The organism is Bariatricus sp. SGI.019 (genome assembly GCF_050315235.1).
Classification (GTDB): domain Bacteria; phylum Bacillota; class Clostridia; order Lachnospirales; family Lachnospiraceae; genus JAFBIX01.
In genome coordinates, this window is the sequence record NZ_JBNPOQ010000002.1 from 161,460 (window position 1) to 176,025 (window position 14,566).

Consider the following 14,566-nt stretch of genomic DNA (forward strand, 5'->3'; position numbering starts at 1 on the left):
GGGACGTAGTATTCTTTCACTTTACTACGTCCCTTTTTGCATTTTATGGTGTACCCAAATGCATTTTGCCCTGTACCTTTTTAGAATTGTTTTAAAAATCTAATGTCGTTTTCGTATAATAATCTCATGTCATCGATTTCGTATTTAAGCAATGCGATACGTTCCAAGCCTACACCAAATGCAAAGCCGGTGTATTCGTTTGGATCGATTCCGCACATTTCCAATACGTGTGGATGTACCATTCCGCAGCCAAGGATTTCAATCCAGCCAGATCCTTTACAGAAACGGCATCCTTTTCCTCCGCATTTGAAGCATGTCACATCTACTTCAGCACTTGGCTCAGTGAACGGGAAATGATGTGGACGGAATTTGGTCTTTGTCTCTGGTCCAAATAATTCTTTGGCAAATACTTCCAGTGTTCCTTTCAGATCAGAGAAGGAGATGTTTTTGTCGATGACAAGTCCCTCGATCTGATGGAAAGATGGTGAATGTGTCGCATCTACTTCGTCAGAACGGAATACACGTCCTGGCGCGATCATACGAATCGGAAGTTTGCCCTGTTCCATTACACGCGCCTGTACTGGTGATGTCTGGGTACGCAGTACGATATCTTTATTAATATAGAAAGTATCTTGTTCATCTTTTGCCGGATGTCCATCCGGGATATTTAATTTTGCAAAATTATACAGATCGTATTCTACTTCCGGTCCTTCCACTACTTCATATCCCATGCCAACGAAGATTCTTTCAACTTCTTCCAGTGCAATCGTATTCGGATGACGATGTCCGACCATGTTTTTCTTAGATGGGAGTGTAACATCAATAACTTCCTGTTTCATCTTCTCCTCACGGATAGCCCTCTCCATCTTTACTTTGCTCTCTTCCAGAACAGATTCGATAGCCGCTCTTGTCTCATTGACAAGCTGTCCCACCTTCGGTCTGTCCTCTGGCGCAACATCCTTCATTCCCTTTAATACTGCGGTAAGTTCTCCCTTCTTACCCAGGAATCTTACACGCACATCATTCAATTTTTCTGGCATATCGGCAGCTTCAATTGCCTTCAATGCTTCTTCTTTGATGTTCTGTAATTTTTCTTTCATCACTTTTCTTCCTTTCTGATTTACCAACTCTTTCGAGCATAAAAAAAACTCATCCCAAAAGGGACGAGTTATCACCCGTGGTACCACCCTGATTCCCGCATCATCAATATACGAGCACTTCATTACTGCGTAACGTGCATCTACGTCATTTTCTACTATGATTTCAAAAATGCAGCTCACGTGGGAAATTCAAGCATCATCTGAACCCAAAGGGACTTCCAGCCAACGATCCCCTCTCTCTATCGGAAAATGATTCTCTACTGACACGGTCATTGCTTTTACCTATTAATACTTAATTATTGTATCATAAGAAACTATAATGTCAAGAAATTATTTCTCATTTCTCTCAAATATCTTCCCGTTCAATAACACATTCAACTCACCGCCCAGCAGAATGCAATACATACAAAAATACATCCACAACATAATCAGTACAATCGTCGTAAGGCTTCCATACATACTGGAAAATCCCTTGAACACATCCAGATATACAGAAAAAATCCAGGAAATTATCATCCATCCTACCGCAGAGAACATTGCTCCAGGAAGCTGATAACGGAACTTGTCCCTTCTGTTTGGCAGGAATTTATAAATCATCAGTGAAAATGCAACCAAAACAATTGGCGTAATGATGATTCGCGTCTCTAACAGTTTCTCAGCCACTCCAAGCATAATTGGTATATGCTCCGCTATAAATAGATTCAGGGTATTACCAAATACAGATAACACAAGCAAAAATATAATAACGATAATGAACATAACCGTATAAATGGTTGCCCGAATACGCAAAAATACATAATTACGGGTCTCATTACATTTATACACACAATTCAACCCCGATGTCATAGCCAATACACCTTTTCCTGCCGACCACAAAGCAACTACTATAGTAATCGGGATGACTCCAGTAGACTGATTATACACCTGATTCACAATAGAAGTAATCAAAGAATCAACCGATGACGGAAACACCTGAATAACAGCAGTCATAACATCCGCTTTCGTTACCGGCGTATATTGCACCATCGTAAGCAACAGTAATATAATCGGAATCATACACAGCATAAAAAAATAAGATGTCTGTGCTGCATATGCTCCCACATGATCTGCCGAAATTCCAGCAGTAATATTCGTAATATTTTGATAGAGTTGTTTTATTTTCTTCATGGCAATCTCCAATATATTTGTTCTATATTTTACCCGATTTTTACATATTTGTCTATCAAAACATATCTCCTTTGCTACGATCAAAGCATCTATTCAACTGTAATCCCTTGAAAAAAAAGCGTCAGTATATCCATATAATTCTTCCCTTTTTTAGCCATCTCATTCGCACCGTTCTGGCTCATTCCTATTCCGTGTCCGTACCCGCCACCTTTGATGAAAAATATATCCCCCTCTCTTTGAATTGTAAAGAACGCACTCGGGAGCAAGGATGAACTTGCTACATTTGTTCCATCTTGTTTCCGAATCTCATATCCACTACCTCCCAATGCTCTTCTTATCTTATTCTCAGTCTCCACTGTCAGTTGACCTTTCTCTCCAACCGCACAGATTTGAAGTGCGACACCTCCTGGTCCTTCTTTGGTTACCTCTAGACTTTGCAGAACTCCGATATCTTTTCCGGTATTAATCCCAATAAGATTCGACAAAGTCTCTACCGGTATGTCCGCCTCCCAACGATACCACGGAAGCCCTTGCTCATAATCACCTTCTGAGTCTTTTACTTCTACCGACTGAAGATAGGCATTCTGTTCATTACATTCTGTTCCCCAGGCTTCCAGATTTGTTGTCTTCCCACAAGAAGTGGAATAATAATACGTTGTGACTATCTGACCCTGATATCGAACCACCTGCCCTTTTGTCTCCTCTACCGCCTGGTTTGTCGTATTCTGAGGCAAAGAATTCCCATACACCTGATAATCCGTACTATCATTGACATGAGCCTCATATTCTGGATACGCATAATCCTGCATTTGCTGATAAGCATAACTCCGAGCGCACACAGCCTGTGCTTTCAATGCTTCTAATTCATATGAAGCAGGCATCTCACTGGGTACTACTTTACATAAATACGTCTCTACAGGCAGTTCATTAATAACTATCACACCTTCTGCCGTTGTCCGAAGCTCTAATATTCCAGCATAAGACGGCGTTCCACACCCTCTTTCTATACTCTGTAATGTAATCTCTCCTCCATCTCTGGCATAGATTCGGACATTTCCGCTCTGAAACCTCGGATCATCCGGGGCGAATATAACCGACTGCATTCCTTCCGTTTCTTCTGTCTCTTCACCATATGTAATTACCAGTCCGTTAACAGCTGATATCTCCACTGTCGGATGGGCAACTTCGGCATACCCGTCGGTCATAATCAAGACCCGAATATTCGGATTACTTATTTCCATCTGAGCTTCTGGATTCTTCTGCAGTTCTTTTTCTTTCCTATATTCTTTTTTCTCAAAATTTTGAAATGAAGAAAACAATCCTCCCACGACAAACAGGCTGATTACAAGCATCAACAAATACCGGAGATATCTATACTTTCTATATCTATTATTTCTATATCTATTATTTTTTTTCAATCTGTACGTATCCTCTTGTCCAATACTTTTTTCTCAATGTATGCTTTTTTCTCTTTAAATATAACCAAAAAGACAGCCGCATACACGACTGTCTTCTATCTTTTGTATGGCCCCAAAATGCCGGTTTCTGTATTTTGACTCCTAGCCACAGCTAGGTGGGTGTCCGCATCCGCTTTTTTGTCTTCCCCTGCACAATTCGGAGGCCTGACATATTACGGAGATATAAGAGTCCCGTTTAAAGTTTTGTAGGTTCAAAATTACAGAAGTTATCGAACATCCCAGGTTTCTACTGAGGATATTATACCCCATTTATATAGATTTTACAACCTATAAAACTGTTTTTTATAACTGTGGTCCTGCAGAAACTAATGCTTTACCTGCTTCATTTCCTTCATATTTTGCAAAGTTCTTTACGAATCTCTCAGCAAGATCCTTAGCCTTAGCTTCCCATTCAGCTACTTCTGCGTAAGTATCACGAGGATCAAGAATTGCAGAATCTACACCTGGAAGTTCTGTTGGAACTTCGAAATTAAAGTATGGGATCTTCTTAGTAGGAGCATTCAGGATATCTCCATTTAAGATTGCATCAATGATACCACGGGTATCTTTAATAGAGATACGCTTTCCAGTTCCATTCCATCCAGTATTAACAAGATATGCTTTTGCACCGCTCTTTTCCATTCTCTTAACCAGTTCTTCTGCATATTTTGTTGGATGCAGTTCCAGGAATGCCTGTCCAAAACATGCGGAAAACGTTGGTGTAGGCTCTGTGATTCCACGCTCTGTACCAGCAAGTTTTGCTGTAAATCCAGATAAGAAATAGTACTGTGTCTGCTCTGGTGTCAGTACAGATACCGGAGGAAGTACTCCAAATGCATCTGCAGACAGGAAGATTACATTCTGTGCAGCTGGTGCAGCAGATACAGGACGAACAATCTTCTCAATATGATTGATCGGATAAGATACACGTGTATTCTCAGTTACACTCTTATCAGCAAAATCAATCTTTCCTTCTTCATCCAGTGTTACGTTCTCAAGAAGCGCATCCCTCTTGATTGCATTATAAATATCTGGTTCAGATTCTTTATCCAGATTGATAACTTTCGCATAGCATCCACCTTCGAAGTTAAATACACCATTATCATCCCATCCATGTTCGTCATCACCAATCAGAAGACGTTTTGGATCTGTTGACAAAGTTGTCTTACCTGTTCCAGATAATCCGAAGAAGATTGCTGTATTTTCACCATTCATATCTGTATTGGCAGAACAGTGCATGGAAGCAATTCCCTTCAATGGCAGATAGTAGTTCATCATAGAGAACATACCTTTTTTCATCTCTCCACCGTACCATGTATTGATAATTACCTGTTCACGGCTTGTGATATTGAATACAACTGCTGTCTCTGAATTCAGTCCTAACTCTTTATAATTTTCAACTTTTGCTTTAGAAGCATTATAAACAACAAAGTCTGGCTCAAAACTCTCAAGTTCCTCCGCTGTAGGCATAATAAACATGTTCTCAACAAAATGAGCCTGCCATGCAACTTCCATGATGAAACGGATTGCCATACGTGTATCCTTATTGGCTCCGCAAAAAGCATCTACCACATAAAGCTTCTTATCACAAAGTTCTTTCACTGCAATATCCTTTACAGCAGCCCATGTCTCTTCAGAAGCCGGATGGTTATCATTCTTGTACTCATCAGAAGTCCACCATACAGTATCTTTGGAATTTTCATCCATTACAATGAATTTATCTTTTGGAGAACGTCCGGTATATACACCTGTCATTACGTTTACTGCACCAAGTTCACTAACCTGACCCTTTTCAAAACCTTCCAATTCCGGCTTTGTCTCTTCCTCAAACAATAAATCATAAGAAGGATTGTGTACAATTTCTGTAGTTCCTGAAATGCCGTACTTACTTAAATCGATATTCGCCATCTTTGTTTTACCTCTTTTCTTTCCTTAATCATAACCGCCGTAACACTTTCTGCCTTTGCATATTTCTGCCTTTTACAGCGGCATTTGTCTTATTATTACATTTTTTTCATAAAAAGTCAATACTTTAACAATCCTTTCGCGAAAGTTAATATTTTTTATTATTCATTTATTTTTCACCAACCGCATAATCACGTCTATGTTTTTACAAAAAATGCAAGATTGTATTTTCAATCTTGCATTTTGTCAATATTATAATTTATGAAACTTATCTATTATTCATATAAATATTTTATATAACCGAAATCCAGCTCCAACCATTCAGTTGATTCCAAAATATTTTTGGTTGTATTTACGTAATTTCAGCATAAAGACAACAAGCATCACACATAGAACTGCCGTCATAATTACATACAGTATGCCAACACTGCTGATATAGGAATCGTACAGATCTACACACCCATCTAACAACAGGATAATTCCCAACGCAAGAAGTGGCTTCCCGACATCTCTGCAATATCCCTCCAGGTCTTTGCAGCTTTTTTCATTTACACCCTTCGGAAGCAAGATTGTCTTCACAATCTCTTTTTTCACTTTTAACATATAATATCCATAAAGGCAGTAGATTCCAGCCCCCAGAGCAATTGCCCCAAAGAAACCATCCAACAGCATCTGTCCTCACTCCTTACACTTGCAATATACCTTTTACAGTTTCCTTCATCTTATCTGCATCACATTCCAAAGTATGAAGTATATTGGCATCCAGAATATCTTTGATTGCCTGTGGCATCTCTACACCAGATGTCTCTTCCAACACTTTCAGAAGTTCGAATTCATCTGCATCTGCATATTTTTCATCAATTGCCGTCATAACACTCTTAACGAACTTATATGGACTCGCCGTTGATGCAATCACACATTTCTTTGCATCACCGGTCTTAATCCTATACTGTTCACAGACATGCGCAGCAACAGCTGTATGCGTATCAATTACATATCCTGTCTTTTCGTAATTCTCACGGATACTTTCGGCAGTCTCTGCTTCATCTGAATATCCAGATGCAAAATCAGATAATTTTTCCTTCATATCCTCAGTAATCGTATAGCTTCCACTATCTTTTAATTCTTCCATTAATTCTCTGGTCTTCTCAGAATCTTCACCTGCAATCAGATAGATCAGACGCTCCAGATTACTGGAGATCAGAATGTCCATGGATGGTGAGGTCGTCAGCACAAACTCTCGATTCTTATCGTATGTACCCGTCTGGAAGAAATCAAACAGCACTTTGTTCTTATTTGATGCACAGATCAGTTTATCAATCGGCACTCCCATCTGCTTTGCATAGTAAGCAGCAAGAATATTTCCGAAATTGCCGGTCGGGACTACAACGTTGATCAATTCTCCCTCTGCAATCTCTTCATTTGCCAGTAATTTTGCATAAGCATTTACATAATATGCGACCTGCGGAACCAGACGTCCAATATTGATAGAATTAGCAGAAGAAAACTGGTATCCCTTTGCTGCAAGTTCCTGAGCCAGTTCTTTATCTTCGAACATTGCTTTCACACCACTTTGTGCATTATCAAAATTTCCATGGATCGCAACCACATCTACATTACTTCCTTTTTGCGTAACCATCTGAAGTTCCTGTACTTTGCTGACTCCGTTCTTCGGATAAAATACAATGATTCGGGTTCCTTCAACATCAGCAAATCCCGCCAAAGCAGCCTTACCCGTATCACCAGACGTAGCTGTAAGAATCACAATCTCATTTTCCACATGATTCTTTTTGGCCGAAGTAGTCAAAAGATGCGGCAATATAGACAATGCCATATCCTTGAACGCAATCGTTGCCCCATGGAACAATTCCAGATAATACGTATCATCTACCTTTACCAGCGGCGCGATCTCCTCAGTGTCAAACTTACTGTCATATGCTTTACGAATACAGTCCTTCAACTCCTCTTCTGTAAAGTCTGTTAAAAACTGCTTCATAACCGCATAAGCGGTCTCCTGATATGACATGTCTTTCAACTGCTCCATTGAAACATCGAGTGTCGGAAGTTTCTCCGGCACAAATAGACCACCGTCCGGAGCAAGACCTGTCAGAATCGCTTCAGAAGCTGTTACTTTCAAGTTCGAATTTCTTGTACTTTTGTAATGTAGATTCATCTTTTTCACCCTTCTATCATCCGCTATTTTTTACTATTTGTATATTTTACCAGGCCACCTGCAGCAATCAGCTTCTGCATAAATTCCGGGAAAGCCTGTCCCTGAAACTCTGTGCCTTTTGTACGGTTATAGATCTTTCCACTGTCAAAATCAACTTCCACTTCATCACCGGCATCGATTCCTCTTGCTGCCTCTGGGCATTCAATAATCGGTAATCCAATATTGATTGCATTTCTATAGAAGATTCTGGCAAATGTCTCTGCAATGACGCAGCTTACACCTGCCGTCTTGAGACACAGAGGTGCATGTTCTCTGGATGAACCACATCCAAAGTTTTTATTCGCAACAATCAGATCTCCCGGCTTCATCTTATTTACAAAATCTGGATCAATATCTACCATCGCATGGCTTGCCAGTTCCTGAGGATCATAGGAATTAAGATATCTTGCCGGAATAATAACATCCGTATCCACATTATCACCATACTTAAATACATGTCCTACTGCTTTCATTATCTGTCACCTACTTTCTCTGGATTCGCAATACATCCTGCAATCGCACTCGCTGCAGCCACTTCTGGAGACGCAAGATAGATCAGAGAATCTACATGTCCCATTCTGCCCACAAAGTTACGATTTGTTGTAGACACACACTTTTCACCTGCTGCCATAACACCCATATGACCTCCCATACATGGTCCACAGCTTGGTGTATTCACAGCACAGCCTGCATCCACAAAGATATCCAAAAGTCCCTCTGCGATACACTGTTTGTAGATCTTCTGTGTTGCAGGGATTACCATAACACGTACATCTGGATGAACTGTATGGCCTTTCAAAATTGCTGCTGCTTTTCTCATATCCTCCATACGCCCATTGGTACAAGAACCGATTACAACCTGATTGATCTTGATTGGCTCCATCGCCTCAACCTCATCAATTGTCTTAGCATTACCTGGAAGGTGTGGGAATGCAACGGTCGGACGTACCTCTGAAAGATCAATCTCAACCACTTCATCATACTCTGCATCCTCATCAGCAGTATATATCTTGTATTCCTTCTTGGAATGTTCTTTCATATAGGCTTCTGTCTGTTCATCTACCGGGAAGATTCCATTCTTGGCACCAGCTTCAATCGCCATATTCGCCATTGTAAAACGATCATCCATAGACAGATTAGCAATGCCATCTCCAACAAATTCCATAGATTTATAAAGTGCGCCATCTACCCCAATCTTACCGATAATATGGATAATGATATCTTTTCCACTGACATATGGTCCTGGCTTTCCCGTCAATACAAACTTCATTGCGCTCGGAACTTTAAACCACAACTCACCTGTTGCCATACCTGTTGCAATATCTGTGGTTCCCACACCAGTAGAAAATGCACCTAATGCGCCATATGTACAGGTGTGTGAATCTGCACCAATAATGCACTCACCACCCACAACAACACCAGCTTCTGGAAGGATTGCATGTTCCACGCCGGATTTTCCCTGTTCAAAATACCATGTTAATCCCTGTGCTCTTGCAAATTCTCTGATTGCCTTAGAGTTCTCTGCTGATTTAATGTCCTTATTCGGTGTAAAATGATCTGGTACCAGAACTACTTTATCCTTATCAAACACATTTTCTGCCATCTCCCGAAAAATCGGCAGTGCCATAGGTCCGGTGATATCATTTGCCATTACTACATCTAACTTCGCCTCTATCAATTGTCCTGCCACAACAGAATCGAGCCCTGCGTGAGCCGCCAATATCTTCTGCGTCATTGTCATTCCCATCACGACAACCTCCTATTCTTCTTCATTGACTTATCTTTTGAATACTACTTTCTCCATATTTTCCGTAGCCATGCGTTCATTTTACCACAAACAAATATAGTGGTGCAAGAAAGAATCAAGAATAGTACAAGAACCACTATATTTTCTTGATCACCAGTCTTAACGGATGCAATTTTTGCTGTCGTTTTGGATTTTGCTTCCACAAGTTTCTCAGGTTCCGTCTCTGGTTTCTCTATCTCCGGTGTTTCTTTTTCTGGTTCATCTGATTCTTTCGGTTTTTCTACCAGAATCTTCTCTTCATCTTTTTTCTCTTCCGCATTATCCGCGCAGACAACTACTTCATTATCTATTTCTTTTCCTATCACCGATTCATCCGTTATTGCCATCTGATACTCGACTATATAGCGTTCTCCAAGTTCTACACACTGTAAGAACTCTCCTGCATGAATGGTAAATGAATTTCCGTTGACAGAGATCACTGCATCTTGTATCACATTACGGGAACCATCCAGAAGAACAATGGAATTTTTCTGAAGCTGTACTCCCTCAGTAAGAATTGTATCTGTAATCACCACATTTTTTGCCACCGCATTTTGAATCTGCTGTGTTACATCCATAGTATAAGTAACAATGTCTCCCAACTGATAAGTTTTCCCCGTTTTATCTGCATGTTTCTCAACCATAAGTTCCGGGCGCTCCATCCACTTCACTTGCAGAGATACTGCTGATGGTTCCACCGTGAGCAATTGTCCAGTTCCGATATCCTGGCTTCCGCCACCAGTTTTTACAACCAGCGTTCTCCACGCTTGATTCAAAGTCCCTTTTATCTGACCACTGTCCCAACTTGTTCCGTTACCATAAGCCACATCTGATGCCAGATAGAACTGCTCTTGCCCATGCACTGTCACCTGGCCCTGCAGACGACTTTGCTGGGTTACATTTACCAGAGTCACTCCTTCGGGCAAAGAAAGCACTAATGAATTCGATGTATCCCCTTCACATGTAACAACCTCTGTTCGCTGCACGCCCTCCTCAGCACTAAAAAATGCGGTTAAATTCTCCTGAGAAAGAGCAATATCTGTATCCGGTATATTTGGCCATCCCTGAATTGCGTTCGTATACTGAATTACTGCATTACTAATATCCGCATTCAATCCCTTGAACCCATCGCTATTTGGATCACACCCATCATAAATATAAGACAATATGCAGTGCGACAGACAATAGGCTCGGTCTGGTTGATCCCACCCTCCTGTCAATGTCGGTTTCATATACACATCATACCCAGGTCCTCCATACACATAATACATTGCTTTTGCCAAAAGCTGGTCCTTATCCAACTCATCGGAGGAATAAGTTCCGTTATTCGGCGAGAGTTTACCGGGTTCCAGACAATATGCCATATTTCCATCCACATAATAATAATGTGTCGAATATCCCATATATTGGACGGATGCTCCCGTTACCAAAGAGACCTCCTTAGCTTCTGCCGTCATCGTACTAGCGGCTCCCACAATACCTAATACACTAAGGAACAACAAAACTACAGAAAAAAAGATAGATTTTTTATTTGTTTTTTTCATTTAAACACTCCTTTTTACATAAACACACTGAATAATTGAAATGATACTTCTACCCTCCTTTCCTGTATGGTTCTTTTCTCGTTTTGGAAATTGGGAACGAATCTTCCCGATGGGGATACCCCTTTGAATGATAATGATTAGATTTCTTAGACGAGTGCTCTTATCATATCTATATTTTCTTATTTTGTCAATACCACCGTTCAAAAAAGAACCGGATTACTTCCGGTTCTTTTTTACACGAAGTTTCAATTCTTCTAAAATCTCTTTGTGGTGTCTGGATTCCATCTTCGGGAATGCTTTTACCAGACGAATACTGACTCTTGTACTGCGTCCTGCCAGCTCCGCATATTTTGTTTTCAACTCTTCTATACGGGCCTTTTGTTCTGCCATGCGATTCTTCTGCTCAGTAATCCGTTCTTTTTGTTCTGCCATGCGGGTCTTCTGTTCTTCAGATACCGTCTCCAGCTTCTCACGCAGTTCCAAAGCTGCCGAATCCAGCTGTTTCTTGGCTTCTTCCTGGAATTCCATAGTTTCCATGACATTTTCGTATATATTTTCTCCAACCTTGTCGGAGAATTCTCTCAATTCTGCCGCAATCTTCTCCATTGCTTCCAGGCGTCTGTTCAGCTTCAACACTGCCGAAACAGTTACAACAATATCAACAACCAGAGTCATCCCAAGCAACACACTCAGAGCAATTCCAACCTTCACAGGAATCCACGCCAACACTTTGTGGATGAACGGATGAATCACCTTTACAATGATCACGCACGCAACACCCCAGGCAAGGGAGAACAACAGGCATACATATCCCCCGATATTCAATGGCTGATTCGTATAATCCCACCATTTATGGTGAAATAATTTATCCATCAGATAGCCGGTCAGTCCCTCAATCACTGTTACTACAATTATTGAGGTTATATAAAGGAGGAATAAGTTATTTTCAAATGGTGTCAGGAACTGAACGACCACTCCGACTCCGATTCCATAAACCGGACAGATCGGACCATTTAAAAATCCCCGGTTTACAAATTTTCTCTGTTGCGTAGCTGCGTAAGCAACTTCTGTACACCATCCGAAAAAGCCATATGTAAAGAAATAAAGTATAAAAAAATATGTCTGCATACGTCAACTCCCTTCAAATTCTTATCTAGAAAGTATACTTCACATTACAGTTTCCGTCAAATAGTAAATCTTTTAGTTTCCAAACACAAACAATCGGAAAGAATATCTGCACCCCAGATATCTTTCCGATGTTCAACATGCTTTATTATCTTCTATATCATAAGATATTACTCTGACAATCTGTTCTGAAAACGCAGATATGGAATCTCTATAGGATCTATAGGATCTACCGGATTCTCAATCTGCCCTTTTTCCTTCCGCTTACGCCGTCTCAGCAATTCACCGCCTTTATTGTAGAACCAGAATGAATAAGTCAGGATCTTATCTGCCTTTCCCATCTTATCCTTTGTCGTCTTTCCATACAGAGTTCCGCCAGCTTCTATCGGAACTTTTCTGCGTATCAGGGAAATCAACTCCGTCTCACAAGTTACATATTCCGGTAATTCTGTATAGGCAAGTCCCACACATTCCAGCTTATGTGAATCACTGCCTCCAATCCCCGGCTTTTTATACTTTTTAGCCAGCTTCATTGCACCCTCATTGGACTCTGCTGGTTCACAAGCATTAAAAGCCTCGATAAAATCAAACCGTTTTATGATCTCCGGTGATTTGTAGAAGCGCTTCGTATTCGTAAAGCTAAGATACTTTCCGCCACATGGATGAGCCGGTCCCAGGATTCCACCATGACGATGAACAAAATCAATCAGCATACTTACCGGCATACCTCGCAGTTCCAAAAGGCGCATCTTCACCCCTTCAGGCATAATACAGATAATGTGACCCGCATCACAGGTATCATATTCGATTCCTTTTAATACTACAAAATCCTCGTGAACCTTTCCTTTCATATCATACTTCCAGTGACGGTATCCTTTGTAAGTATCATGGTCGGTAATCAACATACCGTCAAAGCCTTGTTCTTTTAGCTTGGTGATATATTCATCCAATCCCACTTTACTGTCTATAGAACCCTCTTTTACATGACAATGCATATCGATCTTCATAACAAGGCCTCCTTCATTCATATTCTAAAACTATTATATCACATTTGCTTTAAAATACAATAAAACCGGATGGCTATGGATTAAATTACCTTTTTTTCATTTAATACATTTCTTACAATCAATGCACATACCAGCCATGCAATGATATAAACAACTCCTGATATCTGCATTGAAGAAAAACTATACGTCACCATCATTAATATCTGCAATACACATCCAAGTATTGCAATTATCATATTCTTCTTTTTACCCATAATAAAGCACCTCTCCTTCTATAGTCACTACTATATCAGGAGAGGTGTGTCATAATCGGGACTTATAATTCTTCCGTGTTAAATATTTCTATATCATCATCTTCTTCATCTTCTGTATCATTTTCTTTTGGTACTTTTTTCACTTCTTCTGGATCTTCAAAAACATCCTCTTCATCCTCTTCATCATCCAGCATCATTCTTGCCTTCTCAACTTCCGACTCTCTGGAGACTTCTTCTTTCACTTTTCTGGAGTACACTTTTTCTTTTTTTCCAACCTTCCTGGACTGCATCATGAACTGCACCCACATTCCAATCAATGCGATTAAAATACTGATTCCATAGCCAATCCACACATTCTGATTCAAACCTGCCAACGAGGCAATCGCCAGACCTGCTGATACTCCGCCCTCTAGTCCAGTTACAATAATAACAAGCGGTGTTGTCCAAAAAACAGACAAAACTGCCAATACCAAAGCAACAACAAAATAAATAATCAACAAAAATACAGGCTTAACACCCACAAGCGAAGCACAGACACCAAACACATAAAAGAGAATCAGGAAAAAAATCCCCAAACGACGCAGCCATGCAAACAACACCGCAACAATAACCGCACTCACTCCGATCACCGCCAAGAGTGCTGTATCATTAAGTCCGATCATCAGCGCCACGACGCCTCCAATCACCGCTCCCACAACTAAACCAACAATTGCCGTAAGGACTCTTACTATCTTCAATCCAAAGAAACAGATTGCCAAACCTATTACAATAGTCACAATCAAAGCAATCATTAACATCTGTCTGGTCCATGCCAGAAATACATTGCCGTTTTCTCCTAACATTCCCAGCAAGTCACTTCCCATCAGGTTCATCATTTCTTCCATGCCAATATCTCCTTTGTCCCCTATTACTTATTTTTACCGCTACCATTATAACATTATTTACCACTTTTATTCAATTGGGGACGTAGTATTTTGCAAAAATACTACGTCCCCAATTGAATTTTGCC

The 14,566-nt window shown here is 40.4% G+C and carries 13 protein-coding genes, 1 other RNA gene and 1 other annotated feature; all 14 genes read right to left on the reverse strand.

Translation table 11 applies throughout. From position 1 onward, the window contains the following. Nucleotides 1–80: 80 nt before the first annotated feature. Complete coding sequence (pheS, locus tag ACQRD1_RS02095) at nucleotides 81–1,100, reverse strand: phenylalanine--tRNA ligase subunit alpha (RefSeq protein ID WP_235231808.1); 1,020 nt, start codon at nucleotides 1,098–1,100, stop codon at nucleotides 81–83. Between the two features lie 56 nt (nucleotides 1,101–1,156). Further along, nucleotides 1,157–1,382: a binding site (T-box leader), on the reverse strand. 48 nt (nucleotides 1,383–1,430) lie between these two features. Next, complete coding sequence (locus ACQRD1_RS02100; protein ID WP_235231809.1) at nucleotides 1,431–2,267, reverse strand: YihY/virulence factor BrkB family protein; 837 nt, start codon at nucleotides 2,265–2,267, stop codon at nucleotides 1,431–1,433. Nucleotides 2,268–2,356: 89 nt separating this feature from the next. Then, nucleotides 2,357–3,619, reverse strand: a complete 1,263-nt coding sequence (locus ACQRD1_RS02105; RefSeq protein WP_235231813.1) for a SpoIID/LytB domain-containing protein — start codon at nucleotides 3,617–3,619, stop codon at nucleotides 2,357–2,359. 171 nt (nucleotides 3,620–3,790) lie between these two features. Beyond that, nucleotides 3,791–3,973, reverse strand: a non-coding RNA gene (gene ssrS, locus ACQRD1_RS02110) — 6S RNA. A gap of 54 nt (nucleotides 3,974–4,027) precedes the next feature. Further along, complete coding sequence (gene pckA, locus ACQRD1_RS02115) at nucleotides 4,028–5,632, reverse strand: phosphoenolpyruvate carboxykinase (ATP) (RefSeq protein ID WP_235231811.1); 1,605 nt, start codon at nucleotides 5,630–5,632, stop codon at nucleotides 4,028–4,030. Between the two features lie 318 nt (nucleotides 5,633–5,950). Then, the gene (locus tag ACQRD1_RS02120) at nucleotides 5,951–6,301 is read right to left on the reverse strand and encodes a hypothetical protein (RefSeq protein ID WP_235233587.1); all 351 of its coding nucleotides are present in this window, start codon (nucleotides 6,299–6,301) and stop codon (nucleotides 5,951–5,953) included. A gap of 13 nt (nucleotides 6,302–6,314) precedes the next feature. Further along, nucleotides 6,315–7,802 carry a threonine synthase gene (gene thrC / locus ACQRD1_RS02125; RefSeq protein ID WP_235233585.1) on the reverse strand — a complete coding sequence of 496 codons (1,488 nt, stop codon included), beginning with the start codon at nucleotides 7,800–7,802 and terminating at the stop codon, nucleotides 6,315–6,317. Between the two features lie 23 nt (nucleotides 7,803–7,825). Beyond that, nucleotides 7,826–8,314, reverse strand: a complete 489-nt coding sequence (locus tag ACQRD1_RS02130; protein WP_235233584.1) for a 3-isopropylmalate dehydratase small subunit — start codon at nucleotides 8,312–8,314, stop codon at nucleotides 7,826–7,828. Then, the gene (gene leuC / locus ACQRD1_RS02135; protein ID WP_235233583.1) at nucleotides 8,314–9,588 is read right to left on the reverse strand and encodes a 3-isopropylmalate dehydratase large subunit; all 1,275 of its coding nucleotides are present in this window, start codon (nucleotides 9,586–9,588) and stop codon (nucleotides 8,314–8,316) included. Before leuC ends, ACQRD1_RS02130 begins: the two co-directional genes overlap by 1 nt. A 44-nt stretch (nucleotides 9,589–9,632) precedes the next feature. After that, nucleotides 9,633–11,171 (reverse strand): isopeptide-forming domain-containing fimbrial protein, encoded by a 1,539-nt coding sequence (locus ACQRD1_RS02140; RefSeq protein WP_235233582.1) that lies wholly within the window; start codon nucleotides 11,169–11,171, stop codon nucleotides 9,633–9,635. Between the two features lie 216 nt (nucleotides 11,172–11,387). Beyond that, nucleotides 11,388–12,299, reverse strand: coding sequence for a putative ABC transporter permease (locus ACQRD1_RS02145; protein WP_235233581.1), 912 nt, complete (start codon nucleotides 12,297–12,299; stop codon nucleotides 11,388–11,390). 167 nt (nucleotides 12,300–12,466) lie between these two features. Continuing rightward, nucleotides 12,467–13,303, reverse strand: coding sequence for a PHP domain-containing protein (locus ACQRD1_RS02150; protein WP_235233580.1), 837 nt, complete (start codon nucleotides 13,301–13,303; stop codon nucleotides 12,467–12,469). Nucleotides 13,304–13,383: 80 nt separating this feature from the next. Continuing rightward, nucleotides 13,384–13,557, reverse strand: coding sequence for a hypothetical protein (locus ACQRD1_RS02155; protein ID WP_235233579.1), 174 nt, complete (start codon nucleotides 13,555–13,557; stop codon nucleotides 13,384–13,386). Between the two features lie 62 nt (nucleotides 13,558–13,619). Beyond that, a complete protein-coding gene (locus tag ACQRD1_RS02160; protein ID WP_235233577.1) occupies nucleotides 13,620–14,441 on the reverse strand; it encodes a hypothetical protein in 822 nt (273 codons plus the stop codon). Between the last annotated feature and the right edge of the window lie 125 nt (nucleotides 14,442–14,566).

What these genes read in the sequence shown, in the direction of transcription:
- ACQRD1_RS02130 (WP_235233584.1), bottom strand. Translation starts at nt 8,314, where the DNA reads ATGAAAGCAGTAGGACATGTATTTAAGTATGGTGATAATGTGGATACG.
- ACQRD1_RS02105 (WP_235231813.1), bottom strand. Translation starts at nt 3,619, where the DNA reads ATGCTTGTAATCAGCCTGTTTGTCGTGGGAGGATTGTTTTCTTCATTT.
- ACQRD1_RS02140 (WP_235233582.1), bottom strand. Translation starts at nt 11,171, where the DNA reads ATGAAAAAAACAAATAAAAAATCTATCTTTTTTTCTGTAGTTTTGTTG.
- ACQRD1_RS02155 (WP_235233579.1), bottom strand. Translation starts at nt 13,557, where the DNA reads ATGGGTAAAAAGAAGAATATGATAATTGCAATACTTGGATGTGTATTG.
- leuC (WP_235233583.1), bottom strand. Translation starts at nt 9,588, where the DNA reads ATGGGAATGACAATGACGCAGAAGATATTGGCGGCTCACGCAGGGCTC.
- thrC (WP_235233585.1), bottom strand. Translation starts at nt 7,802, where the DNA reads ATGAATCTACATTACAAAAGTACAAGAAATTCGAACTTGAAAGTAACA.
- ACQRD1_RS02120 (WP_235233587.1), bottom strand. Translation starts at nt 6,301, where the DNA reads ATGCTGTTGGATGGTTTCTTTGGGGCAATTGCTCTGGGGGCTGGAATC.
- ACQRD1_RS02160 (WP_235233577.1), bottom strand. Translation starts at nt 14,441, where the DNA reads ATGGAAGAAATGATGAACCTGATGGGAAGTGACTTGCTGGGAATGTTA.
- ACQRD1_RS02100 (WP_235231809.1), bottom strand. Translation starts at nt 2,267, where the DNA reads ATGAAGAAAATAAAACAACTCTATCAAAATATTACGAATATTACTGCT.
- ACQRD1_RS02150 (WP_235233580.1), bottom strand. Translation starts at nt 13,303, where the DNA reads ATGAAGATCGATATGCATTGTCATGTAAAAGAGGGTTCTATAGACAGT.
- pheS (WP_235231808.1), bottom strand. Translation starts at nt 1,100, where the DNA reads ATGAAAGAAAAATTACAGAACATCAAAGAAGAAGCATTGAAGGCAATT.
- pckA (WP_235231811.1), bottom strand. Translation starts at nt 5,632, where the DNA reads ATGGCGAATATCGATTTAAGTAAGTACGGCATTTCAGGAACTACAGAA.
- ACQRD1_RS02145 (WP_235233581.1), bottom strand. Translation starts at nt 12,299, where the DNA reads ATGCAGACATATTTTTTTATACTTTATTTCTTTACATATGGCTTTTTC.